This window comes from Rhodanobacter sp. C05 (genome assembly GCF_002001165.1).
Taxonomy (GTDB): domain Bacteria; phylum Pseudomonadota; class Gammaproteobacteria; order Xanthomonadales; family Rhodanobacteraceae; genus Rhodanobacter.
The window spans coordinates 13,895-37,642 of the sequence record NZ_MUNQ01000018.1; the positions used below are offsets into that span (position 1 = coordinate 13,895).

The window sequence follows — 23,748 nt, forward strand, 5'->3', positions numbered from 1 at the left end:
CCATGACGCATCCCACTCCAGCTGACGAGCACGCGCAGGGGCAGCGCTCACCATGGAGCGAGCGCGATGCGTCTGATCGGCGTGCCATGCTCACCGAGATCCTGGCGCAGGTGTCGATGGAGGCGTTGCAGGGCGATACCCTCGAAGCCATGCTGCAGGGCATAGTCGATTGCGTGGCACGGCGGCTGCCGGTGGCCATTGCCAGCATCATCCTGCTCAACGACGAGGGTACGCATTTCGTGCAGGAGGTCTGGTCGGGCATCGAGCTCAATCTGCCCGGTGATCTGCCGTGGCCCGTGACGATAGGGGCATCCGGCCGTTGCGTGCGCAGCGGAGAGGCGCAGCTGATCGCCGATGTGGAAACCGACGCAGATTACGTGCCGGGCAACGGTCAGGTGAAATCCGAATATCTGGTACCGATCCGGCATCGAGCGCACCTGCATGGCGTGCTCAATCTGGAAAGTACCTCGGCGGACTTCTTCACGCCGGAAGTGTGTGCGATGTTCGACGCCGTCGCGCTGCAGATCGCCGGCGCCGTCCACCTCGCGCGCGTGGTGCGTGAGCTGGAGCTGGCCAATCGCAAGCTGGAGCAGCTGTCGATGAGCGACGGTCTCACCGGCATCGCCAACCGGCGCAGTTTCGATCGGCGTCTTGAGGAGGAGTGGCAGCAGCACGCACAGGAAGGCAGGTACCTGGCCTTGCTGCTGGTCGATGTCGACTGCTTCAAGGCACTCAACGACGCCTGCGGCCATGTGTTCGGTGATGAATGCCTGCGCATGCTGGCGCGGCTGTGTGCCGAGATTGTCCACGGCACGCAGGCGCACGTCTCGCGCTACGGTGGCGAGGAGTTCGTGCTGTTGCTGCCGGGCTGTGACTTGCGCGAGGCGCAGCGGCTTGGCGTGGATCTGTGTCGCCGCATCGAGGCGCTGGCCATCGGCCATCCCGCATCGATCGTGGCCGACCGCGTCACCGTCAGCATCGGCGTCAGTGCTTCGCGCCCGGACCCGAAGCAGCCACCGGAGTCCCTGATCGTGGTGGCCGACCGCGCACTTTACGAAGCCAAGGCCAAGGGTCGCAATGGCGTCGTCGCGCTGCCTTGCGCGTAACCCTGAGCTGCCTTGATTCGAAATGCATCAGTGCGCAGGTTGTGGTTCGCCTTGCTGACCTCAATCTATGCAGATCCCTTTCCATCGAACGATGCCGCCGGTCCGGATCGGCCTACCGGTTCAGATCGGTGAAGTTGCCTGAAGCAGGAGCAGCACATGAGCCAGTACAGCAAGAGCCCCGATGCGATCGCCAAGCTCACGCCGGAGCAGTATCGCGTCACCCAGCAAAGTGCCACCGAACGCCCCGGGACTGGCGAATACCTGGACAACAAGCAGCCGGGCATCTACGTCGACATCGTTTCGGGAGAGCCGCTGTTTGCCTCGTCCGACAAATTCGAATCGGGCTGCGGCTGGCCGAGCTTCACCAAGCCGATCGAGCCCGCCAACGTCAACGAATTGCGCGACGGCAGTCACGGCATGGTCCGCACCGAGGTGCGCTCGGCACATGGCGACAGCCATCTGGGGCACGTCTTTCCCGATGGCCCGCGGGATCGCGGCGGCCTGCGTTACTGCATCAACTCGGCCTCGCTGCGCTTCGTCCACCGCGACGACATGCAGACTGAGGGTTACGGTGACTATCTGGATCAGATAGAGGACATGCGATGACCACTGAACGTGCTGTGCTTGCCGGTGGCTGCTTCTGGGGCGTGCAGGATCTGCTGCGCCGCTATCCCGGCGTGATCTCCACCCGTGTGGGTTATACCGGTGGCGACGTGCCGAACGCGACCTATCGCCATCACGGCAGCCATGCGGAGGGCATCGAGGTCATCTTCGATCCCGCGGTATTGAGCTATCGCACGTTGCTGGAATTCTTCTTTCAGATCCACGATCCGTCCACGCCGAACCGGCAGGGCAATGATCGCGGCACTGCCTACCGCTCGGCGATTTTCCATACCTCCGAGGAGCAGAAGAGAGTTGCCGAAGACACCATCGCCGATGTGGATGCCTCCGGCCTGTGGCCCGGCAAGGTGGTGACCGAGCTGGCGCCGGCCGGCGACTTCTGGGAAGCCGAGCCAGAGCATCAGGATTACCTCGAGCATTATCCCAATGGCTATACCTGCCATTTCGTGCGACCGGGTTGGAAATTGCCACCTCGCAAAGCGGCCGTCTGATTGGCGGTCAGGTGCACACGCGGCACTCCGACATTGAGTTTCGGCAAGAAGTCGCACTGACCTGCTTTAGGAATGGTCTGAATAGCTCGTCATCCCAGCGAAAGCTGGGATCCAGTGCCGTTGCAATGCGCTGAAGACGCTGGATCCCAGCTTTCGCTGGGATGACGGGCACAGGCTTATTCAGGCCATTCCTAAAAGACGACAGCATTCCTGCCGCGGCGTTTTGCTTCATACAACGCCTGGTCTGCACGTCCATAAGCATCGCCGAACGTGCTTCCGGATGGCGTGTGGCTGACGCCGAAGCTCGCCGTCACGGTGCAGCCCGCAGGCATGTCAAACGGTGTCGCAGCGACTTTTGCACGCATGCGTTCGGCCAGCGCGACGGCTGTTTGAAGCTCCATGCACGGCAGGACAACGGTGAACTCCTCGCCGCCGACACGGCCGATTTCCGCATGCTCGGGAGCGACGGTGCGCAGGCGTGCGACGAGTTCCACGATCACCGCATCGCCGGCCGGATGACCGTGCTCGTCGTTGACGCGTTTGAAATGATCGATGTCCAGCACGATCAGCGCGAGCGTACCGTCGCGCAGATGTGCCTCGGTAAGTTCGATGACGGCGCGCCGGTTGAAGGCGCCGGTCAGCGGATCGTGCTTCGCCTTGTAGTCGAGCTCGGCGGCGAGCTGGGTCAGTCTGGCGTTCAGCGTGTTGAGCTCGCGTTCCTGGCGGTCGCTGTGCACGATGACGCGCCGCGTTTCGCGCACCAGCCGGCGGAACTGGACGATGAGCGCGCCAAGCGCGTCGCGATAACTTCCGGCATCGAGTGAATCCAGCGCATGCGTGTCCGTGGCGGCACGCAGCGCCGATTCCTCAGCCTCGAAGAGATCGTGTTCGGCCATCAACTGACGGTCGGCAGGTCACGAAATTCAAGAGCAGTGAAGTCGTCGTGCAGTTCGCTGCCGAAATCCCCGATGGTGTCGTCTTCCGGGTCGTGGTGCCAGTTCAGCACGACGCGTACGCCGCGCGTGGCCGCGCTGTTGAGTGCGTCGAAGAAGGCGAACAGCATTTTCGTGCTGGAACTGTTGAAGTAGATCAGCGCCACATCGACCGTGATCGTGGTGCCATCGCCGCAACCCGCCAGATAGTCCCGCAGCTGGTGGATGATGCTGCCATAGAACGCGGCGGCGTTTTCCGGATACGACTCGCCTTTCAGCGCGAGTTCGTGCGTATCGAAGCGGAAGTCGACTTCGGGCGAGTCCGCCGTTGCCGCAAGGTACAGGTTTTCCATTGGTGCATTGCTCATATCAGACAGTCACTTTCAGGTAGAACATCATGTCGTCGTGGTTGTCGAGCGGGGCGAATTCGAATTCGAGCGGTTCGCTCGCGTCGCGTGCGACGGTGAGGAATCCAAGCCCGGCCCCCTTGCTGCCTTCCGGTTGCTCGGAGCGCAGCGTGTCCTGGTAGGCGCGCTTGATTTCTTCCAGTGTCATCGACTTGAGCGGCTCGAGCTTTTCGCGCAACGGTGCGACATCACTCGCGGCGACGCGATTCGAGCACATCAGGTAGAAGCGGTCGCCGGTGTGGCCGATGCAGACCGAGCCCTGGCGGACTTCGGCATCGTCCTGCGTCGCTGGTGTGAGCGCTTCGGACGAATAGTGAATGATGTTCTGCGCCATCTCGACAAAGCATGAGAACAGCTTGCGCTTGGCGGAGGCAGTGGTATCAGCCTGCTTCATGCTCAGCTTGATGGTGTCCGCCATGGCCGACACGATGGTCTGCGAGAAATAGCCGTAGTAATAGAAGACGATCTTGCGCTGCGCGACGAAGTCCGAAAATATGCGGTACTCGGAATAGTTCATGCGGGTTCTCACTGCACGCGCAGGCAGAAAAGGGAGACGTCGTCGCGGCGCCGGTGTTGCCCCTGGTACTGGCCATGCTCCTGCATGATCGCTGCAGCCTGTTCCGCTGCCGGCATGTCACGGCAGCCAACAAGCAAGTCGCGCAGGCGACGCTTGCCGAAGGCGATGTTGCGGGGGCCACCGATCTGGTCGGTCAGGCCATCGGTGGCCGCGTACAGCAGGTCGTTCTGCTGCAGCGTCAGCGTACGGTTCTGCCAGCGGTGGTCGACCGCCGTTGCGACATAGCCGACACCGACTCGATCCGTTTCGTGCGTGGTGACCGCCGCTGCGCCGGCGTGCAGCACATGCAGGGGCATGCGCGCGCCGGCATAGGTCATCACGCGGTCGCGCCGATTGAGCCACATGAACAATGCATCCAGGCCGTCATCGGACTGCTCGCCGGCAACCCGCGAACCGATCTGTCCCAGCGACTGCTTGATCTTGCGGTTGAGCGTGCCGAGCAACTGGGCCGGATCGGCAGGGCCGTCGCGTTCCAGCGCCTGGGCGAGCCAGGATGAAGAGATCAGGGTCATGAAGGCGCCGGGCACGCCGTGTCCGGTGCAGTCGGCCATCGCGACGAACACGCCGTGGTCGAATTTGGCGCACAGGAAAAAGTCGCCGCCAACCGTATCGCGCGGCTGCCAGATCATGGCCGAATCCGGCAGCTCTGCCTTCAGGAGTTCCTGCGAGGTATGCAGCATCGCGCGCTGGATGACGCTCGCGTAGTCGATGCTCTGCATGATCTGGCGGTTCTTCGCCTCCTGCAGGTCGGCCACCATGCGCATGAGGTCGAGACCAAAGCCGACACCCAGGAAGTCGTTGCCACGCACGACGAGGAAGCCGTCGGCGAGGGCATTGCTGCGGCTGTCGGCGACCAGCTTCGCGGCGCGCTCGATCGACGTGTCCGCCTCGATGATCAGCGGTTGCCCATCCATGAAGGCAACGCAGCTCTTGTGTTCGTGCAGCTCCTGCCGGAACGGCCTGGCCATTTCGGACTGGAACGTGTGTCGTTTGATCAGGCCGAGCGCGCGCGTACCGTCGACCACGGGCAGGCTGATCAGCTCCCGATGCTGGTCGAACAACTCGCGTACAGTCGCATTTGTATCCGTCGGGGCGACCATGGGTACCGGCCGGCACAGGTTGGCGGCGCGCGGCATCTCGGCGGGGCCGAAACCCCGCATTCCAGACATGATTTGCAACGACGTGGTCATTCCGTCCCCCGGATGACCATGCAGGATCGGAAGATTTGATGACGGATTGATGACAGGGCCTTCCGTATGGCGCGACGATGCAGGCAACATCCCGGATGTTCAACCTGAACCTGGCGCATGTCGATTTCGGGAGCGCTCGTTCGACGCGAGAGTGAGGGGCACCGATCAGGCGGCGCAACCGGATATCCAAGAGACCCATGCATGAACAAGACAACCATCGACAAGCCGACTGCGACGCCGCCAGGCAGGCATGCGCACCACGACCGGCGCTGGCTGGCCTTGATCGTGCTGTGTCTTGGCGTCTTGATGATCGTGCTCGACACGACGATCGTGAATGTCGCGTTGCCATCGATCAAGACGGATCTGAAGTTCTCCGCGACGACCCTGGCTTGGGTGGTGAATGCGTACATGCTGACCTATGGCGGCTTCCTGCTGCTCGGCGGCCGGCTCGGTGACCTGTACGGGCATCGGCGCCTGTTCCTGATCGGCATCGTGGTGTTCACGCTGGCGTCGATGGCCTGCGGCCTGTCCTCCACGCAGGCTGCGCTGGTCATTGCGCGCTGTGTGCAGGGGCTCGGCGGTGCCGTGGTGACGGCGGTGGCGTTGTCGCTGATCATGGACCTGTTCACCGAGGCGGCCGATCGCGCCAGGGCGATGGGTGTCTACGGCTTCGTCTGTGCCGGTGGCGGCAGCCTCGGTGCGATGCTGGGCGGTGTGCTGACCAGCAGCCTGAGCTGGCATTGGGTGTTCCTGGTCAACCTGCCGATCGGCATCGGCGTGGTCGTGCTTTCCCTGCGGCTGCTGCCGGCGGTGTCGGGCCAGGCGGCGTCGCGGCATCTGGATGTGCTCGGCGCGGTGACCGTGACCACGGCGCTGATGCTTGCCGTCTATGCGATCGTCAACGGCAACGAAATGGGATGGACCTCGCAGCGTACGCTGGGGCAACTGCTGGTCGCGATCGCCTTGCTGGCGCTATTCCTGCTGATTGAAGCGCGCGTGCGTGTGCCGCTGATGCCGCTGCGGCTGTTCAGGCTGCGCAATCTTGTGGTGTCCAATGTTGTCGGCGTGCTGTGGGCGGCGGCGATGTTTGCGTGGTTCTTCTTGTCCGCGCTCTACATGCAGCTGGTGCTCGGCTATAACCCGATGCAGGTGGGGCTGGCTTTCCTGCCCGCGAATCTGATCATGGCCGCATTCTCGCTGGGGATCTCAGCGAAGCTGGTGATGCGTTTCGGTATTCGTCGCCCATTGGCGTTTGGCCTCTTGCTGGCGGCGGCCGGCTTGCTGCTGTTTGCGCGGGCGCCGGTCGACGGCCACTTCGTGATCGATATCCTGCCCGGCATGGTGTTGCTCGGCCTGGGTGCAGGCATCGCGCTCAATCCCGTGCTGCTGGCCGCCATGAGCGATGTGTCGCCCTCCGAATCCGGTCTTGCCTCGGGCGTGGTCAACACGGCCTTCATGATGGGCGGCGCGCTGGGCTTGGCCATTCTTGCCAGCCTCGCGGCTTCACGCAGCGAAGGCTTGCTTGCGAGTGACTACCCATCGGTCGTTGCGCTTGCCAGCGGCTATCAAGCCGCTTTTCTGGTGGGCGCCTGTTTCGCCGCGCTGGGCGCTTTGCTCGGCGCGGCGCTGTTGCGCGCGAACCTGGTTGCGGCGGAAGGCGATCAGGCTGTGTCGATGCCTTGAATGCGGGCAGTCACTCGGGCGCATTCCAGGTGTCGGAATGCGCCCTTTGTGATGTTGTCGTTTAACGCACGCCACCGCCGGCAAGCAACTGTTCGCCGGTGAGCCAGTACGAATCATCAGAAGCCAGGAACACCGCGATCGAGGCGATGTCGTTCGGCTGGCCGATTCGCCCCAGCGGCGTTTTCGTGATGGCATCGGCTTCGAAATCCGAGCCGATGAAACCGGCGGTGTGGGTGCCTTCGGTTTCGATCATGCCAGGGTTCAGCGCGTTGACGCGGATCTTGCGCGGGCCCAGTTCGCGTGACAACACGCCGGTGATGGCATCCACCGCGCCCTTGGTTCCGGTGTAGATCGCGCTGCCCGGCGGGGTGATGCGGGTGACGACGGAGCCGATGTTGATGATGCTGGAGCCCTCGCCAAGATGCTTGCTGGCAGCCTGTGTCGTCAGCAGCAGGCCGAGCACGTTGACGTTGAAGTGCCGGTGGAAGTCTTCTTCGGTGATGCTCTCGAGCGGGGAGAATCCGTAGACGCCGGAGTTGTTGACGAGGATATCCAGCCTACCGAAATGCTCGATCGCCGCGTCGACGATGGCTTGCGCATCGGCGGCCTTGGAGACGTCGCCGCGTACGGCAACCGCCTTGCCTCCGGCGGCTTTGATCTCGGTGACGACGGTGTCGGCGCCGGTCTTGCTGGAGGCGTAATTGACGACCACGGCCGCGCCGGCGGCGGCCAGTGATTTGGCAATGGCCGCGCCAATGCCTTTGGACGCGCCGGTGACGATGGCGACTTTGCCTGTGAGCTTGCTCATGACGTTTCCTGTTGTGCGTGGTGGAAGAGGCTATACTTCATTAGTCCGTAACTTATGAACTATGGAACTAAATGTCAAGGGCTGGTACCATCAAAACCATGAGGCCGCTGATTCACCCATCGATCGAAGACGTCACCGTGGAGGGCATCCTGCATGCCTTGTCCGATCCGGTGCGTGCGGCGATCTATGTGGAGTTGGCAGGTGCGACGTGCACCAACATCTGCTCGAACTTCCTGCAGATCAGCGATCGCAGCATCCCCAAGTCCACGCTTTCACAACACTTCCGCGCGCTCAGGGAAGCGGGGCTGGTGCGTAGCGAGCGTCATGGCGTGGAAATGCACAACACCAGCCGTTGCCATGAAATCGAACAGCGCTTCCCCGGATTGCTCCCGGCGATTCTCAACGCGCATCGCGTCCAGGCTGCCGACCGTACCCGCGCACTCAAGCGCAAGCAGGCCACCGCCAGGAAGCAGGGCGGCTGAGACTGGCGGCAACGGATCAGCTCGCGTTTTTCGGCAGCGCCAGCCCGGCTCAGGTACCGGCTTTGGGTGCAGCGAACATCAGGATGGTGATTTCCTTGCCCTCGGGGATTTCCAGGGCGGGCGTGCCCAGGGCGGCGATGCGGGTCTTGAACGCGTCGAGTTCCTCGCGCTGACCCAACGCCGAACGGCCGTTCACCGCCCACACGCGGCCACCCTGTTTCCAGCGTGCCAGGGCCACGTCAAGTCGCGGTGTCACCAGTGCGGTGTTGCCGATTGGCGCGGCGTCCCTGGGTCGCAGTACGGCGAGCATGGTGGGTGCGTTCGGATCGCCGGTGAATACCGTATCGCCGGGGCGGACATTGGCAGCCAGCGTGGCGGCCGCTTTATCCCAGCGCGGCTTGGTTTCGGTCCGGTAGACCGGCGCAAGATTGATCGCGCACAGCAGCAGCAAGGCTGTAACCGCGACAGGCATGAGGCGACGCGGCAGGGCGGCAGCGCCCATCCCGGCCAGGATGAAAAACGGTGCGGCGCTCCACAGGATATAGCGCGGAAGCACCATGGACTTGACCAGTGAGATGGCCAGCAGCAATAGCGGCAGTGCCGCGAAACCCAGCAGCAGGACCCGACCTTCCAGCCGTCCGCGCATGCGGAACAGTCCGATGCCACCCAGTACCGCCACGAGCAACCCGAGCAGCGGCACGGCCGTGGGCAGTACGCTGAAACGCACCACGGCGGCGATGCGCATCAGATAGGCGCTCTTGGCGGCGACCCGGAGATTGCGCCAGCTCAAGGGCGGGATCCAGTCGAACTTCTGCAGCATCTGGCCATCGCTGGCCGCCAGGATCGCGCCGTAAAAGGGCACGCAGCACAAAAGGATGAGCGCCACGCTCAGCAACCAGTTGCGTCGGAAGCCAGCGCGCTGCCCATGCGGTTGTTCCGGACGCAGGCTGCGCCAGATCAGCAACAGCGAAATGTTGGCGGCGATCAGCCAGGGCGCTGCATCGCCGAGCACATCCAGCGCGCCGATCGTGCCGACCACATAAGCGGCCCAGCCGCAGCGATCGAACTCGGGATGGCGAATATCCAGCGCAGCCCGCGCCGGATTCTGTGCCAGGCGCACCAGGCCCCACAGTGCGACGGTGATCAGCAAGGTGACGAGCGTGTACGAGCGTGCTTCCTGGCCGTATTGCACCTGCAACGGCGACAGCGCCATCAGCAGTCCGGCGACGATGGCGGCACTGCGGCCGCCGATGCGTCGTGCGATCACGAATACCATGCCGGCCGACATGGCACCGAACAGCGCCGACGGTATCCGCAACCACGCGTTGGCCGAGTCGAATTGCGAGAACAGCTGCAGCATCAGGAAATAGCTCGGCATGTGCCGGTTGCTGAAGCTGTCGGCGATCAGGCCATCGATGCCGAGATGAATGCGCTGATAGGTCAGCGCCTCATCGAGCCAGAACGGTTGGCTTTCGATGTGGAGCAGTCGTGCCGTCAAGCCGATGAGCAAGACGATCAGCATCCACGTCATGTCGCCGGGCAGCCATTTTCCGATGGTGCCGGTTTGCCGGTTGTCGATGGCGATGGGTGCGCTCAAGGGGAAGCAACCATGCTGCTTGCAAGGGCGATACAAGTGGCCAGGACGCATCGCTAAACCGTCGTGGAATATTTCATGGACATGACAGCCCAGCGATCTGTCTCGGGGGAACTAGGAATCTAACGCGGCTGGGATGAATCGGTTGTCAGCCCGAAGTTACACGTTGGATCGCGTTCAGTCCGGTGACCTGGAAGAGAGAACCAGGGACATGCTCACCGTTTGGGTCGATAAGCGCATGGACATGGGCCATGTAGCGGGCAGGAATAAAAAGGCAAGGAAATGCGTCGAACGTGTCGATCCTGCTGCCTCCCATTCGTTGCATGGACAGCAGTGAGGTTTTAGAGGGTGCGCAATTGTCCAGCACCCGGCCAAACAGCCAACGACAGGAGCATGACCATGCGATTTCTTTCAATGATCAGGATCAATGAAAACAATGGATTGCGGCCCAGCGAGCAGTTGATGAGCGACATGGGCAAGCTGCTGGAAGAAATAACCAAAGCCGGGGTCATGCTGGATACGGCCGGACTCAGGCCGACCTCCGAAGGCGTTCGTGTGCGGCTTGCCCACGGCAAGATCAGCGTGGTCGATGGCCCATTCACCGAGACCAAGGAGGTGATCGGCGGTTACGCGCTGATGGAGACGAAGTCGATGGAGGAGGCTATCCATTGGACTACGCGCTTCCTCAAGGTGCACGGCGAGGAATGGGACATCACGTGCGAAGTGCGCCAGCTGGAAACACATCCCTCGAGTTGAAGATTCGACCGTTCAAACCAGTTGTTTCGGTCGCCGAGTCCGTGACTAGGCTCATCTGGCGGATTGTCCGGCGCATCGAGTGTCACGCGTCCAGATCGGCAGGCAATCTGCTGCCAACCTGGACGCAAGCATCAGGCCGGGTAATTGAGTTTCGGGTACCAGTCGACGCCGCGCCCCTCGGGCGTGACGTCGAGGATGGTCCAGAGCGGCATCAGGTCGGGTGCGCCGCGCGCATCCTGGCCGGGATCAGCGCTTTCGGAACCCATTTCGCCGCTCCAGAAGTGGCGGATGCTGCCGTCTCGGCGGGTGAACACGGTGAAGGCGGCATCGTCGCCGCCGTTCTTGTCGATGCCGTGGTAATCGCGGCTGAAGTTGCCGTTGGTATCGGAATACAGCTTCAGGTCGCGCCAGCCACGCTCCTGTTTGAAGGCGACAAGGCGCTCGATTGGTGAGCGTGCGACCACGGCGAGCGCGATCCGCTGATGGATGTCGCGTGCCTCGCCGTCCCATGCGCTCAGCAGCGACGTGCACATCGGGCACGGGCGCTCGCGCTGCGGGCCGAACATGTAGCTGTAGACGACCAGGGTCTGCTTGTCGCCGAACAAACCGGCAAGATCATGCGGGCCATCTTCGCCTTCGAAGCGATAGTCGCCGGTCACTTCGCCACCCGGTGGCAGGGCGCGGCGTTGTTCGGCGACGCGCTCGATATGCCGGCGCAGCTCGATTTCCTCGATGAACAGTGCATTGCGTGCGCGGCGATAGTCGACGTTTTCGTTGGGGAAGGTCATGGTGTTGAGCTTCGCCAGCTCGGTCGCGGGGACGAGGGTTGGGGTGTGGGCCATGGTCAGACTCCTGTTCGGGCAGGTATCAATCGCGGCGATTCAATCACGAGCGGGCGCGCCGAGCGGGAACAGCGGGCGGTAGGGACGTGCCTCATCGACTGCGCGGGCAAACGACGGACGTGCCAGCAGCCGCTGGCGGTAGGCAATCACGTTCGGAAACGATGGACCGATGCGATGCGTCCAGTCGGCATAGAACAGGAACGGTGCAGCGCCGCAATCGGCGAGGCTGAAGCTGTCGCCGGCCACCCATTCACGCCCAACCATGACCTTGTCGAGCCAGCCGTATGCGGTATCGAGCATGAGGCGAGCATCGGCGACCCCGCGCGCGTCGCGCTCAGCTTCTGGTCGCAGGCTGTCGGCCACGATCTTCTGCTGCGGCGTCGAGATGTAGTTGTCGAAGAAGCGGTCCATGCTGCGGACCTCGAGCGCGGCGCGGGGATCCGCGGGCAGCAGTGATACCGGTCCCGGATGGTACAGACCGAGGTACTCGATGATCACGCTCGCCTCGATGACCGTACGATCGCCGTCCACCAGCACAGGAAAACGCTTCAGTGGCCATAGCGCTGCGAATTCCTCGAATAGCTGCGGGTTATCGTGCGAAAGCAGGCGCCATTCGAACGGTGTGCCGTTCTCATACAGCGCAACCAGGGCCTTCTGGCAATAGGAGGAAAAGGGGTGGGCATAGAGCTTCAAGGTCATCGTGGGTCGCCTTGGTTGGGGAAGGATGGCTTTCCTTAGCGACGAACGAGGTCGAAGGAAATCGACACCCGTTCGAAAACCTTGCTTGACGTTTTGCCGTTGCGATGGGTTTTCTGGAAACCAGGCGGCAAGACACACTTTGCCGTTACGATAATTGCCTGAAGCCGCGCGGGTCGATGCATCAGCCCATGCAACAAGCGGCCACCACGACGTCCCCATGCTCAAGTACGTAGCGGAACGCAAGAGTGCGGGACATTGGCGCAACAGCCTTACACGAAAGGATCGGCATGCTTGCTCGTACGCTCAAGATCATCGCTGGAACGCTGCTGGTCATCACGCTGATCGCAGCGGTTCTCATCAAGATATTCGCTGGTGAACCACTCACGATCGCCACCAACTCGGTGAGCCGTTCCCTGTGTGACGCGGCCTTCCTGTCGCAGGTGGATCCCGACCGCCTGTTTGCGGAAGAGCAGTTGCCCAACATGCGCAGCATCGGCTGGGCACTTCACTATCACGTGGACCGCGAGAAGCATGAGGTCCGTGCCAGCGTGTTGGGTGCCTTCGGCGCCCGCGCGGTCTATCGCGAGGGCCTGGGATGCGTGCTGGTTCATGGGGATGCCACGTTGCCCGAGGCCGCGGGTTTCAAGGCCGACCCCATCGCCGGTGCTTACGCCGAATCCAGCGTGGTGGAGCCTGCCGACCCGGCGTTGCGCCAGGTGCTCGATCACGCCTTTGCCGAACCCGATCCGTCGCAGCCGCGACTGACCAAGGCCATCGTCGTGCTGCACGACGGCAAGCTGATGGCGGAGCGCTACGCGCCTGGCTACGGACCCGACACCCCGATCTGGGGTCATTCGGTATCGAAGTCGATTACCAGTGCGTTGATCGGCATTCTTGTGGAACAGGGCAAGCTGCGCGTGGATCGGGTCGCGCCGATTGCCGCGTGGGCCTCGCCGCAGGATCCGCATCACGCCATCACCATCGACCAGCTGCTGCGCATGGATAGCGGCCTGCCGTTCGATGAAACCGATGGCCCGGTCAATCCCATGGCGCGCATGTTTTTTCTGGAAAACGACATGGCCCGCTATGCGGCGACGGTGCCGCTGGACCATCCGCCGGGCACCGTCTGGGCCTACAGCAACCTCGGTTATGTTTTGCTTGCGCGCATTGCGGTCAACGCGGCCGGTGACGGCGGCGCGGCGGATGCCGAACGCTTCGTGCGCGAGCAGCTGTTTGCGCCACTTGGCATGCGCCATGCCGTTTTCGAAACCGATCTTGCCGGCACGCCCGTCGGCTCCAGTCATGTCTACGCATCGGCAAGGGATTTTGCACGATTCGGACAACTCTATCTCGATGATGGCGTGGTCAATGGACGTCGCATCCTTCCCGAAGGATGGGTGGCCTACAGCCACTCGCAAACCCTCAAGACCGGCTATGGCGCGGGCTTCTGGACCAATCTGGTGAACGAGGGCAGCGTGCCGGTATGGGATGCACCCTGGGGCATTCCGCAGGCGCCGGAAGACATGTTCTACGCCCGCGGCGCGTTCGGCCAGTACATCGTCATCGTGCCGTCGGAACATCTGGTGATAGCGCGCCTCGGCATCAGCCTCCATGGAGGCACCGGTATCGGTGACCTCGTCGCCGGGGTCATCACTGCGCTGCATCACCAGCCGTAGCGTAACCACAGTGAGGGAGCTTTCTTCTCTGCGAGGATGAGCATCCACTGCTGCCGCTGTGCGCGACCACGCCATCGGTCACTGTTTGTGCAATTCGCCGCTGCCAATGCCGAGGCACAGACGTAGCGTCAACACGCTCCGGCGCACAAGCGTGGAAGACTGGCTCTGCGATTCGTTATCAGAAGGCACTGATGCCGGAGGCGCGGGCATGGACGACAATCGTCGTGCGAGCCGCCAGTCAGTGAGATGGCCGTGCAGAAACAGCAGGTCGGTCCAGAGGGAACTCATCTTGGTTGCCTTGGGGTGGGTAGGGGCGGCGGCAGCCGTGGTCGCATGCCGCGGCTTTGGCTGCGCGTCGTGTTGATCAGTCTTTCGTGTCGCCGCTGAGTGTCGTCGCGTGCATCGATGGTCGCGCGCAGAACTCGTCGTACCAGGACGACAGGCGTGGTCGTGCTTCCCGGAAAGCATAAACATCGCGGAATTCGATCCAGCTCAGGGTGGTGGCCAGGGCGATGGCGCCGATATCGATGGCATCGCTTGCGATCATTTCCCGTTCCAGGAAATCGCAGGCGGCGATCACCTTCTGCAGCTGTCCATCCCGCATCGTCGGCCAGCGCAGCGATTCGGGGCGCCGCTCGGCCTCCCATCGCACGGCGATGCCCGCATCTGCCATGCCCTGTGCAAGTGCCTGCCATTGCAGTGCTCGGTAGCGCCGTTTCGGATCGACAGGGACCAGCTTCGGATGTCCACCCAGGTTGTCCAGGTAGTCGCAGATCACGCTCGAGTCGAACAGCACCTGCCCGTCGTCACACAGCAGTACCGGCACTTTGCCCAACGGGTTGAGCGCGAACACTTCCACGTTTCGCCACGTCGGGCTGGTCTCGTGATGGATGATTTCCACCGATCCGGCGAGGCCGAGTTCATGGGCGGCGACGAGCACCTTGCGGGCATAGGGGGAGTGCGTCTGATACAGGAGTTTCATGGATGGGTTTTGCCTTGGAGAGGGAATGCTGTGGACGATGTCAACGTGTGGCCAGCAGCCGGTCACGCAGGTCGAGCGGGATGTTTCCACCGCTGAGGATGGTGGCGACGCGCCGGCCCGCGTAGCGCTGACGGTCAGCCAGGATCGCAGCGAGACCGGTCGCGCCGGCGGATTCCGTCAGGCGATCGAGATATCGGTAAGCAAGTCGCATGGCATCGAAAATATCCTGCTCGGACACGGCGACGGCGTCGTCGCAGCAGGCGCGCAGATCGGCCAGCGTGGATGCGATCGGCACACGGACCGCGATGCCGTCGGCGATGGTTTCCGCATGATCGGTTTCGACGACATGTCCGGACTCGAGCGAAAGCTTCATCGCCGGGGCGTTACGCGCCACCACCGCGATGATTTCAATGTGCGGCGCAAGCTCGCGCAAAACCGTGCCGACGCCGGCAAGCAGTGCACCGTTGCCCAAGGGCAGCACGATCACATCGAAGTTTGTGTCCCGCAGCAATTCCAGCGCGATCGTGCCTGCGCCTTCGGCAAGCGCTGGATCGACGCCATCCTCGACGAAGCGCAGGCCATGCGCGGATGCATGGCGTCGAGCGGCTGCCTTGGCCGCATCGAAATCGACACCGGCGAGATGGACGTCCGCACCGAATCGGCGCATCGCGTCGACCTTGACGTTGTTGGCGTTTTTCGCCGCAAAAACGGTGCAGGGATGACCGCGACGTACTGCTGCCCGCGCAAGCCCTTGTCCGAAATTGCCTGCCGAGGCGCAAACGAGACCTTGCGCTTCCAGCAGGCTGGTTGCGCAGAACAATTCGGTGCCACGACCCTTGAAAGAGCCAATCGGGTTGCCCAGTTCGACCTTGGCCAGCACCTGGCAACCCAGCTGCGTATCGAGCTGGCTGTCAGAAGCGATAGGTGAGTCGAGGAATACCGGATCGATGTGACGCGATGCGGCGAGGATATGCGCGAGGTCGAGCATGGATTCAGTACCGGAGGGGCGGGGTGCGAGGTGGGCTGATCGATGACCTATGCTAGGGTTCGGCCGCGCGGCGTTGCCGCATCTCTGGCCACTTCTGTGGGTTTTCTCCCTGACATGCGGGACTCGTACGCCTGATGCCGCCGGAACTCGACAAATTCGATCGCGGAATACTCGCGATACTCCAGCGCGATGCGCGGCGCTCGGCCGAATTGATCGGCACGGCCATCGGCCTGTCGGCATCGGCGGTGCAGCGACGGATCGCGCGTTTGCGCGAGGAAGCAGTGATCACCGCGGAGGTGGCCATCGTCGATTCGCGAATCGTCGGACGCCCGCTGACCCTGATCGTCGATGTCGAGGTGGAGCGGGAGCGTCCCGAACTGCTGGTGAGCCTGAAACACTGGATCGCCAGGGAGCCCGCCATCCAGGAGGCGTGGTACGTGACGGGAGAGGGCGATTACGTCCTGATCGTCACGGCGTGCGATGTCGACGACTACGATGCGCTCATGAAAAGACTGCTCGCGGAGAACGCCAACGTGCGGCGCTTCCAGACACGGGTGGCACTTGGCACCCTGAAGCGCGGGCAGCTTGTTCCGATAGAACCGGTATCCGGGTAGCTCTGGAGTACGGGTTGGAGCCGGGAGACTTGTCGGCAGTGAACGCGTCCACCACTGCTGACACGATGTTGTCAGCAGCCCTGCGTCAGGCTAAGCGCATCTCTTGTCGCCGAGCCTGTTCATGTCCTCATCGAGCCTCACCCTGTACGCCACCCGCGCCGGCTTCGGGTTGCCCGACACCAGCCCGTTCGTGATCAAGACCGAAGTGCAGCTGCAGATGGCCGGTCTGGCCTATGACAGGGCATCAACCATTCCACCGCAGGCACCGAATGGCAAGCTGCCCTTCATCAATGACCACGACGAGATAGTGAGCGATTCCACCTTTATCCGTGCGCATATCGAGCGCAAGTACGGCGTGGATCTGGACGAGGGGCTGGACGCGCGCCAGCGTGCGGAATCCTGGGCGATCGAGCGCCTGCTCGAGGACCATCTCTACTTCGCCATGGTCTGGTTCCGCTGGATCGACCCGGAGAATTTCGCCAAGGGACCGGCGCATTTCGCCGATGGTGCGCCCGAAGCGGAACGTGCGCAGCTGCGTAACGACATGCAGGCACGCAAGGCTGTCGAGCTGCATGCACAGGGGATGGGCCGGCACACGCCTGCGCGGATCGCCGAGTTGGGTGCACGCTCGATCGACACGCTGGCGCAACTGCTGGGCGACAAGACTTATCTCATGCGCGAATCGCCCGGTGCTGTCGATGCGACAGCGTTTGGCGTGCTCGCTGCCGTACTCACGCCTTTCTTCGACACACCGTTGCGCCGGACAGTGGACGGTCATCCGAACCTGGTTGCCTACGTCGCACGCATGATGCAGCACTACTATCCGGAACACGCATGGGACTTGCCGAAGCCTGATGGCAGGTTCTGACGCACGCGATCCTGCTCGGCTGCCCGCCCCTTCCTGAGTATGCAGCCGGCTTGGACCCCGGCGGCGTATCGCCGCCGGGTGCACGCAGCCTACGGCATCGTCTGCAAGGCGGAATGAGATGGGCCATCTGCTGCGTTCACTGATGGCTGACCACTGCTCCGATCATGCATGAGCAGCGCCGCTGCGGCGACATTCCAGGTCAGCTGCGCCACCAGCACGCTGAGCAGGGAAGTCATGGTCATGTACGTCGCCGACCCGGCGATCAGGGCGATGACCAGCAGGCTCGACAGCACGCCGACCACACCAGCCGCGCGATGGAATCCACGCTCCTGCACCAGTGCAGCCGACCAGGCCAGCGTGCCGGCGGCCTGCAGCAGCCAGCCCAGCTTCGCCATGTCGTTGAGCGCAACGCCGGCGTAGCGGATCAAGTCGTAGGCAAAGGCGACGCGCTCGGGCGTGGCGGTGATCGCATCCATCGCGATATGCGTGGTCACGAAGCCATCGGTGATCGTCGCGCCGACCATGGCAATGCAGCCGATCAGGTAAGCCGTCAGGCCAGCCAGTACCAGCGGCCGCTGCAGCCCCAGTCGCTGCGACAGACTGGCGTAACCGAACGCGAAGGCGCAGACGCTGGCGATGGCCACGGCGTGTACCACCTCCTTCAGCATTTGCAGCCTCGCGATGCCCTGCAGAATTTCCAGCGGATTGTTACCACCGCCGCTGCGGTCGAGCGCAACGAAAATCGTCGACACCACGGCGGCTGTGGCGATGGCGATACCCGCGGTGCGGGTGCGCGGCATGAATGGGTCAGTGGGTATCGCGGCAGCATGGAGCATCGCGGTCATTCCTTCAGGGTCGTGCATGGCGGGTATCGTCATGCTGGCCGACACGCTAGCGGCTCTGTCTTTTGGCAATGTCTCGGGCACGTAAAGATTTGCATACCGCGGATTGGAGCCTGTGCCCGTCGGGCTGCGAGGTGATGCGGTTTCTACATAAAACTTTACAAAGCGCTTGTCCGGGCTGAACGGTCGCCAGCCACGCTGTACCTGTCCGCGGATCACATTGACGCGGCGATCCCCCACTTCAAGCACAGGTGACAGCCATGAAAGACACGACAGCAACGACATCGACCCGGGGTTCATCCCGCGGCCCGAACTGGAAAGCCACGCTGCTGCGCAGCTTCGCACTGACCGCTGCGCTTGCGGTTGGCTCGACGGCGGTGTACCTGACGGTGGCGAGCTCCGCGCGCGCGGTCAGTGCCACTTCTACGGACCATAGCGCTTCCTTCTTGCAGCGGATGCATGGTGGCGCCCATTCGAACCAAGATCTGCACGCTCATTTCGACAAGGTACTCACCGAGGCTGGAGCCAGCGATGCGCAGAAACGGCAGATTCAGACCATCATCAAGCAGGCCATGACCGCCGAGCATGCCGACATGCAGGACTATCACGCCTCGGTGGGCCACCTGAAGAGCCTGCTTGCCGCCGACCCGATCGACGATGCAGCCATCGCTACCCTGCGTACCGGGCAGGATCGTCTGGTGCTTTCAGCAAGCCGCCGCCTGTCGGATACTGCGGTCACGATCGCCCGTGTCCTGACGCCTGCGCAGCGTGTGAAACTGGGCGCGGAGATCGACCGGATGATGGCGTCGCATGAAGAGCAGCATCACGCCATGTGATGGCCCGCTCTATGATCACAGCTGCCGTCACTCCGTGGCGGCAGCTGCATCCATCACTCCAGTGAGCCTGCCGGTGTCCCAACGTATCCTGATCATCGACGACGACGAGCGCCTGTGCGGGATGCTGGAGCAGTATCTGTCACAGGCCGGCTACCAGGTCACATCCCGGCATACCGCCAGCGATGCCCTGGCCGAACAACGACGTGCCCCACCCGACGCGATCATCCTCGACCTGATGCTGCCTGATGCGAGTGGTCTGGATGTATGCACCCAGCTGCGCGAATCCACCGGCGTGCCGATCATCATGCTCACCGCACGGGGCGAGGCCACCGATCGTGTGGTCGGCCTGGAACTGGGTGCGGATGACTATCTGCCCAAGCCCTTCGATCCGCGCGAACTGCTTGCCAGGCTGCGCACGGTTCTTCGCCGCGGTACGGCAAAGATCAACCCGGTCCTGCGCTTCGGCCGGTTGGAGATCGACTGCGAGGCGCGCCAGGTTCGTCTGGATGGGCAAGGCCGCAGTCTCACCAGTTACCAGTTCGACATCCTGCTGGCATTGGCCGAGCGGGCCGGTCGCGTGGTCAGCCGCAACCAGTTGCTCGATTGCGTGGCTGGTCGCGCACTGGATGCGTTCGACCGCACCATCGACGTGCATATCTCCAACATCCGGGCCGCTATCGAGGATCAGCCCAAGCAGCCCAAGCGGATCCTCACCTTGCGCGGAGTCGGCTATCTGTTCACCCGCGTGCAGGACGATGGTGCTTCGCTGTGATCCAGCGCCTGTATGTACGTATTTACCTGACCACCCTGGCGTCGCTGGTGGTGGTCGTCATTCTTTTCGCGTTGCTGTGGCAATTCACCGCCGAGCGTGCTGCCAGCACGGATCACGACCTTTTCATCGGCGCGCTGGCCAGCCAGGCGTTGCCGCAAGGTGGTAATGCCGAGGCGTTGCAGGTAGCGCTGACCCGGCTGGTGGTGCCGCCGATCGAAGGGCTGGCGCTGTATGACCGGCAGGGTGTCCGTCTGGCCAGTGCGGGCAATCAGGCTGGCATCAGCAGCCCTGCCGTGGTCGAGCAGAGCAAGCCAGGCCACGGCATGTCCGTGGCACGGCTGATCCGTCTCGACGACGGTCGCGTGATCGTTGCCCGCACGCATACCGATTCGCTGCAAGTGCATCTCGGCGGACTCGCCCTGATCGGTCTGATTGCACTGGCCGTTGCGCTGGGTACCTATCCGGTGGTGCGCCGGCTGACGCGGCGGCTGGAGGCGCTGGCCAGCGATGTCGATCGTTTCGGTGCTGGCGACCTGACGGTCCGCGCCCCCGTGTCCGGCCAGGACGAAGTGTCGAGTCTGGCCTCCAGCTTCAACGGCATGGCTGATCGTGTCGCGAAATTGCTCGAGGCGCACAGCCGCATGCTGGTCAACGCCTCGCACGAACTGCGTTCGCCGCTGGCCCGCGTGCGACTGGCGCTGGAGCTTTACGAGACAACACCTCGTGTCGAGCTGTTGCAGGGCATGCGCCAGGATTGCGCCGAGCTCGGCGAGCAGATCGAGGAGATCCTGCTGGCCAGCAAGCTGGATGCCGTCGATACCGCATTACCGCAGGACACGCTGGATCTGGCCGTGCTGGTGGCGGAAGAAAGCTCGCGGCTCGGTATCGCGTTCGAGGTTGTTCACGCAGAAGTCCGCGGTGACGCGCGGCTGTTGCGCCGGCTGATCCGCAACCTGCTCGAAAACGCGCTGAAATACGGCGGCCAGGGTGTGGACGCCCAGCTTGGCGTGGACGACGGCGGCAGCCGCATGCTGCAGATCAGCGATCGTGGGCCGGGCATTGCCGAGGCCGAGCGCGAACGCATCTTCGAGCCGTTCTATCGCCCCGCCAACAATGCAGAAACCGGCAGCGGCTGGGGGCTGGGGCTGGCCTTGGTCAGGCAGATCGCGGACCACCACCACGGCAGTGTTCGTTGCCTGGCGCGCGCGGGCGGTGGTTGCGTATTCGAATTGACACTGCCTGCGCCGGATGAAGCAGTCTGAGCATCCACCTTGAATCCTCTCCCCCTTCGGGGAGAGGGCAGGGTCATGGACGATGCTCGCGCCGCGCTCCGGTGTCTCAGCCGATTATTTTGAAATCAGCACAAGCAAGGACTGGCCGCACTGGCTGTAATTGGTGCCGCTGCCACCGATCAGCGTTTCGTTGCCTGGAGTGACGAAGGTGTTGGCGCCGTCGTTCCAGTCACAGGTATCGGTCACGCGGTACCAGTTCGTGCCGGTTGGTGGTGCGGGTAGGGTGAACGTGACGCTGCCGGACCAGCCGTTATAGGCGATGTACATCGAATTGGCATCGCCGAATGAAGATCCATTGACGGTATAGGCGAGCGCGTAGTTGCTGGTGTTGTTCCAATAGCTGCTGGTGGCGACCGCGCCACTCGGCTGATACCAGACAACCTGGCTGGAGGTGTACCAGGTGACCGGACGCAGCGCCGGATGCGCCTTGCGGAAGGCAATCAATCGCTGGGCGAAGTTGTAGAAGTTCGACTGGTTGGTGCTCCAGCTGTAATTGAGCCAGTTGGCGGTCGAGTCGAGGTTGTAGGCGTTGTTGTTGCATTGAAGCGTGCGCAGGTATTCGTCACCACCCTGCATCAGCGGTGTGCCCGCCGACAGCATTTCGAAGGCCATGCCCGTGCGCGCCGCACGACGCTGATCGACCGCCGTGCCGGTGCCAGCCGACATGCCCTGATCCCAGCTGTAGTTGGTCGTGGTGCCGCCGTCGGATGGGCCGTAAGGCCACGCCTGGCTGTTGCTCGAACCATTGCAGGAATACACGTCGTTGAGCGTCAAACCATCGTGGATATCGATGAAGTTGGTGGAGTTCCAGGGTGAACGGCCGCTGGCCTGGAACAGGTTGGAAGAGCCGGAGAAATCATTCGCATCCTGGGTGATGTAGATCGTCATGTTGCCCAGCTCGTTCTGGGCCTGGCGCAGGCTGTCGCGAAAGACGCCGTTCCACTCGGACCAGCCCTTCGGAAATCCGCCGAGCTGATACGAATTGCCACCGATCGCCCAGGGTTCGGCATACAGGTCGAGCCCGCTGCCACCGGCTGCCGGACGCACCGTGAATTCCTTCAGGATGCGATTGATCGCCACGTTCGAATCTGCGGCGTCGAAGTTGTATCCGCCGTTCGGGCAGTTTGGTGCGGCCGACTCGTAGCTGCCATTCAGGCAGCTGTTGCCCAGCACCGAGGCAAGATCGAAGCGGAAGCCGTCGACGCCCATGGTATTGGTCCAGTAGGCGAGCGAATCGACGATCAGATTTTGCGCGACAGTGTTGTAGGTGCTGTAGTTGGCACCGACGCCGGTATTGTCGTAGTAGTACTGATTGCCCGAGGTAAGTTCGTAGTAAGTCGTGTTGTCCAGGCCGCGCCAGGAATAAATGGTCGCCGTAGTGGGGTCGGAACTGGTCCAGGTGCCACCTTCGCCGGTGTGGTTGTAGACCACATCCATGTAGACCTTGATTCCAGCAGTGTGGAACGCTTTCACCATCGCCTGGAACTCGGCGGTCGGGCCACCCGCTGCCTTGTTGTAGGCATAGTGGCGATCCGGTGCGAAGTAGTCTTCGGTCATGTAGCCCCAGTAGTTCTGGTTCGCATCCGAATTCGGCACGACATCGTTCGCATCGTTCTGGGTTTCCTGCACGGGCAGGAACTCGACTGCGGTGACACCAAGGCTGGCCAGGTAGCTCGCCTTGAGTCCGGCACCGTAATAGGTGCCCTGGTATTGGGTGGGAATGCTCGAGTCCTGCTTGGTCAGGCCACGTACGTTCACCTCGTAGACCACGTCGTCCTTCTGTGCGCGCGTCGGCTTGGTGCCGGTGCTTTGCCCGCTGGCGGACAGCACGATTCCCTTCGGTGCATAGGTGCCGCTGTCGATGGTCCGGTAACTGGCACCCGACGCGAAAACATCGGCATTCTGATTCGATGTGTTGAGTGGATCCTGGCTCATTTCCTGCGCATAAGGATCCAGCAGCAACTTGTTCGGATTGAAGCGGTTGCCGTTGGCGTCGACGTCCGAGATGAAGCCCGCGGAAGACCCTTTGCCCCAGCTCGCGCTATATGGCCAGTTCGGGCCCCAGGCGCGATAGCCGTAATAGACCGCCCCGGTAATGCCGGCCGCCTGGATCGAGGAAACCGGTACCGTCACTGCCCAGACACCGCTGCCTGCCGGACTCAGCACATAGGTCGCGGAATCCTGCGCGCCGTAACCGCTCGCATACAGGTAGAGCACCATGCGGGTGGCCTGGGAGGAATACACGCGGAAAGTGATGCTGGTTTTCTGGGCGTTGTAGCTTGCGCCGAGGCTCATGCTGTTGATGGCTGCATGAGCAGGCATGATCGGTGCGACGGTGAGGCTGGCGATGGCCAGCAACACGGCGAGGATCTTCGGACATTTCATTCGGGTCTGCCTCCATCCTGTTTCGTTGATGATCAGGTGCAACAGAGCGACGTGATTGAGAGCAATTCCTGGAACGGTATGGCTTGGCCTGACGACTTGCGGTTGTCGCGGAAGTGTTCGAAGCCAACATGCATGGCATGTGGGCGCGATATGGGTGATGCCGGAAACCCCTGTATCGCATGGTAGGTAGCATCGCAATGCAGCAACCAGCGGATGCATACGTATTCATTGGAATGTGATGCACTTATTTGCTCTGTTGCACCGCGCTGGGTGCAGCGTCCGATGGCGTGAGTGCCACGATCTTC

Annotated in this window: 24 protein-coding genes; 12 read left to right on the forward strand and 12 right to left on the reverse strand. The window is 62.6% G+C overall.

The features are described 5' to 3' along the window. The first annotated feature begins 2 nt into the window (after window positions 1-2). The 3 genes from B0E51_RS14615 to msrA all read left to right on the forward strand — a co-directional run bounded on the left by B0E51_RS14615 (window position 3) and on the right by msrA (window position 2,218). Window positions 3-1,106, forward strand: coding sequence for a diguanylate cyclase (locus B0E51_RS14615; protein ID WP_168172644.1), 1,104 nt, complete (start codon window positions 3-5; stop codon window positions 1,104-1,106). Window positions 1,107-1,262: 156 nt separating this feature from the next. Next, window positions 1,263-1,712 carry a peptide-methionine (R)-S-oxide reductase MsrB gene (gene msrB / locus B0E51_RS14620; RefSeq protein ID WP_077445606.1) on the forward strand — a complete coding sequence of 150 codons (450 nt, stop codon included), beginning with the start codon at window positions 1,263-1,265 and terminating at the stop codon, window positions 1,710-1,712. Beyond that, the gene (msrA, locus tag B0E51_RS14625) at window positions 1,709-2,218 is read left to right on the forward strand and encodes a peptide-methionine (S)-S-oxide reductase MsrA (RefSeq protein WP_077445607.1); all 510 of its coding nucleotides are present in this window, start codon (window positions 1,709-1,711) and stop codon (window positions 2,216-2,218) included. Before msrB ends, msrA begins: the two co-directional genes overlap by 4 nt. A gap of 191 nt (window positions 2,219-2,409) precedes the next feature. On the opposite strand, the gene B0E51_RS14630 is transcribed toward msrA, so the two are convergent. Genes B0E51_RS14630 through B0E51_RS14645 form a run of 4 tightly spaced genes read right to left on the reverse strand, consistent with a single transcriptional unit; the run spans window position 2,410 to window position 5,303 of the window. Next, window positions 2,410-3,114 (reverse strand): GGDEF domain-containing protein, encoded by a 705-nt coding sequence (locus B0E51_RS14630; RefSeq protein ID WP_077445608.1) that lies wholly within the window; start codon window positions 3,112-3,114, stop codon window positions 2,410-2,412. Continuing rightward, entirely contained in the window at window positions 3,114-3,518 is a 405-nt protein-coding gene (locus tag B0E51_RS14635; RefSeq protein ID WP_217333109.1) for a DUF1987 domain-containing protein, read from the reverse strand. Before B0E51_RS14635 ends, B0E51_RS14630 begins: the two co-directional genes overlap by 1 nt. A 1-nt stretch (window position 3,519) precedes the next feature. After that, window positions 3,520-4,074, reverse strand: coding sequence for a SiaB family protein kinase (locus B0E51_RS14640; RefSeq protein ID WP_077445609.1), 555 nt, complete (start codon window positions 4,072-4,074; stop codon window positions 3,520-3,522). Between the two features lie 8 nt (window positions 4,075-4,082). Then, window positions 4,083-5,303, reverse strand: a complete 1,221-nt coding sequence (locus B0E51_RS14645; protein WP_143525942.1) for a SpoIIE family protein phosphatase — start codon at window positions 5,301-5,303, stop codon at window positions 4,083-4,085. Window positions 5,304-5,525: 222 nt separating this feature from the next. On the opposite strand from B0E51_RS14645, the gene B0E51_RS14650 reads away from it, so the two are divergent. After that, window positions 5,526-7,007, forward strand: coding sequence for an MFS transporter (locus B0E51_RS14650; protein ID WP_077445611.1), 1,482 nt, complete (start codon window positions 5,526-5,528; stop codon window positions 7,005-7,007). A gap of 61 nt (window positions 7,008-7,068) precedes the next feature. On the opposite strand, the gene B0E51_RS14655 is transcribed toward B0E51_RS14650, so the two are convergent. After that, window positions 7,069-7,815 carry a glucose 1-dehydrogenase gene (locus B0E51_RS14655; protein WP_077445612.1) on the reverse strand — a complete coding sequence of 249 codons (747 nt, stop codon included), beginning with the start codon at window positions 7,813-7,815 and terminating at the stop codon, window positions 7,069-7,071. Between the two features lie 98 nt (window positions 7,816-7,913). On the opposite strand from B0E51_RS14655, the gene B0E51_RS14660 reads away from it, so the two are divergent. Then, complete coding sequence (locus B0E51_RS14660; RefSeq protein WP_077445613.1) at window positions 7,914-8,297, forward strand: helix-turn-helix domain-containing protein; 384 nt, start codon at window positions 7,914-7,916, stop codon at window positions 8,295-8,297. 49 nt (window positions 8,298-8,346) lie between these two features. Here the strand turns inward: B0E51_RS14660 and B0E51_RS14665 are convergent, their stop codons facing one another. Then, window positions 8,347-9,894, reverse strand: a complete 1,548-nt coding sequence (locus B0E51_RS14665; protein ID WP_168172645.1) for a glycosyltransferase family 39 protein — start codon at window positions 9,892-9,894, stop codon at window positions 8,347-8,349. 396 nt (window positions 9,895-10,290) lie between these two features. On the opposite strand from B0E51_RS14665, the gene B0E51_RS14670 reads away from it, so the two are divergent. Then, window positions 10,291-10,647, forward strand: a complete 357-nt coding sequence (locus B0E51_RS14670) for a YciI family protein (RefSeq protein WP_077445615.1) — start codon at window positions 10,291-10,293, stop codon at window positions 10,645-10,647. Window positions 10,648-10,778: 131 nt separating this feature from the next. Here the strand turns inward: B0E51_RS14670 and B0E51_RS14675 are convergent, their stop codons facing one another. Together B0E51_RS14675 and B0E51_RS14680 are read right to left on the reverse strand one after the other, a co-directional pair. Further along, window positions 10,779-11,489 carry a DUF899 family protein gene (locus tag B0E51_RS14675; protein WP_077445616.1) on the reverse strand — a complete coding sequence of 237 codons (711 nt, stop codon included), beginning with the start codon at window positions 11,487-11,489 and terminating at the stop codon, window positions 10,779-10,781. 39 nt (window positions 11,490-11,528) lie between these two features. Continuing rightward, window positions 11,529-12,188: a glutathione S-transferase family protein gene (locus B0E51_RS14680; RefSeq protein ID WP_077445617.1), complete on the reverse strand. Its 660-nt coding sequence runs from the start codon at window positions 12,186-12,188 to the stop codon at window positions 11,529-11,531. 287 nt (window positions 12,189-12,475) lie between these two features. Between B0E51_RS14680 and B0E51_RS14685 the strand changes: the two genes are divergently transcribed. Next, window positions 12,476-13,864: a serine hydrolase gene (locus tag B0E51_RS14685; protein ID WP_077445618.1), complete on the forward strand. Its 1,389-nt coding sequence runs from the start codon at window positions 12,476-12,478 to the stop codon at window positions 13,862-13,864. A gap of 364 nt (window positions 13,865-14,228) precedes the next feature. Here B0E51_RS14685 and B0E51_RS14690 read toward each other — a convergent pair whose 3' ends face one another. Beyond that, window positions 14,229-14,936 carry a glutathione S-transferase family protein gene (locus B0E51_RS14690; protein ID WP_254424533.1) on the reverse strand — a complete coding sequence of 236 codons (708 nt, stop codon included), beginning with the start codon at window positions 14,934-14,936 and terminating at the stop codon, window positions 14,229-14,231. After that, complete coding sequence (locus tag B0E51_RS14695; protein ID WP_077445620.1) at window positions 14,887-15,834, reverse strand: pyridoxal-phosphate dependent enzyme; 948 nt, start codon at window positions 15,832-15,834, stop codon at window positions 14,887-14,889. Before B0E51_RS14695 ends, B0E51_RS14690 begins: the two co-directional genes overlap by 50 nt. A gap of 134 nt (window positions 15,835-15,968) precedes the next feature. Between B0E51_RS14695 and B0E51_RS14700 the strand changes: the two genes are divergently transcribed. Together B0E51_RS14700 and B0E51_RS14705 are read left to right on the forward strand one after the other, a co-directional pair. Continuing rightward, complete coding sequence (locus tag B0E51_RS14700) at window positions 15,969-16,448, forward strand: Lrp/AsnC family transcriptional regulator (protein ID WP_077445621.1); 480 nt, start codon at window positions 15,969-15,971, stop codon at window positions 16,446-16,448. A 121-nt stretch (window positions 16,449-16,569) separates the two neighbouring features. Then, entirely contained in the window at window positions 16,570-17,316 is a 747-nt protein-coding gene (locus tag B0E51_RS14705; RefSeq protein WP_077445789.1) for a glutathione S-transferase family protein, read from the forward strand. An 89-nt stretch (window positions 17,317-17,405) separates the two neighbouring features. Here B0E51_RS14705 and B0E51_RS14710 read toward each other — a convergent pair whose 3' ends face one another. Beyond that, window positions 17,406-18,152, reverse strand: a complete 747-nt coding sequence (locus B0E51_RS14710; protein ID WP_143525943.1) for a hypothetical protein — start codon at window positions 18,150-18,152, stop codon at window positions 17,406-17,408. 266 nt (window positions 18,153-18,418) lie between these two features. Here B0E51_RS14710 and B0E51_RS14715 point away from each other — a divergent pair, with 266 nt between their 5' ends. The 3 genes from B0E51_RS14715 (at window position 18,419) to B0E51_RS14725 (ending at window position 21,028) form a co-directional block, all read left to right on the forward strand. Further along, window positions 18,419-18,994 carry a periplasmic heavy metal sensor gene (locus tag B0E51_RS14715; protein WP_077445623.1) on the forward strand — a complete coding sequence of 192 codons (576 nt, stop codon included), beginning with the start codon at window positions 18,419-18,421 and terminating at the stop codon, window positions 18,992-18,994. A 73-nt stretch (window positions 18,995-19,067) separates the two neighbouring features. Beyond that, the gene (locus B0E51_RS14720; RefSeq protein WP_077445790.1) at window positions 19,068-19,766 is read left to right on the forward strand and encodes a response regulator transcription factor; all 699 of its coding nucleotides are present in this window, start codon (window positions 19,068-19,070) and stop codon (window positions 19,764-19,766) included. After that, window positions 19,763-21,028, forward strand: a complete 1,266-nt coding sequence (locus B0E51_RS14725) for a HAMP domain-containing histidine kinase (RefSeq protein ID WP_077445624.1) — start codon at window positions 19,763-19,765, stop codon at window positions 21,026-21,028. Before B0E51_RS14720 ends, B0E51_RS14725 begins: the two co-directional genes overlap by 4 nt. 84 nt (window positions 21,029-21,112) lie before the next feature. Here B0E51_RS14725 and B0E51_RS14730 read toward each other — a convergent pair whose 3' ends face one another. Beyond that, complete coding sequence (locus tag B0E51_RS14730) at window positions 21,113-23,443, reverse strand: isoamylase (protein ID WP_077445625.1); 2,331 nt, start codon at window positions 23,441-23,443, stop codon at window positions 21,113-21,115. Between the last annotated feature and the right edge of the window lie 305 nt (window positions 23,444-23,748).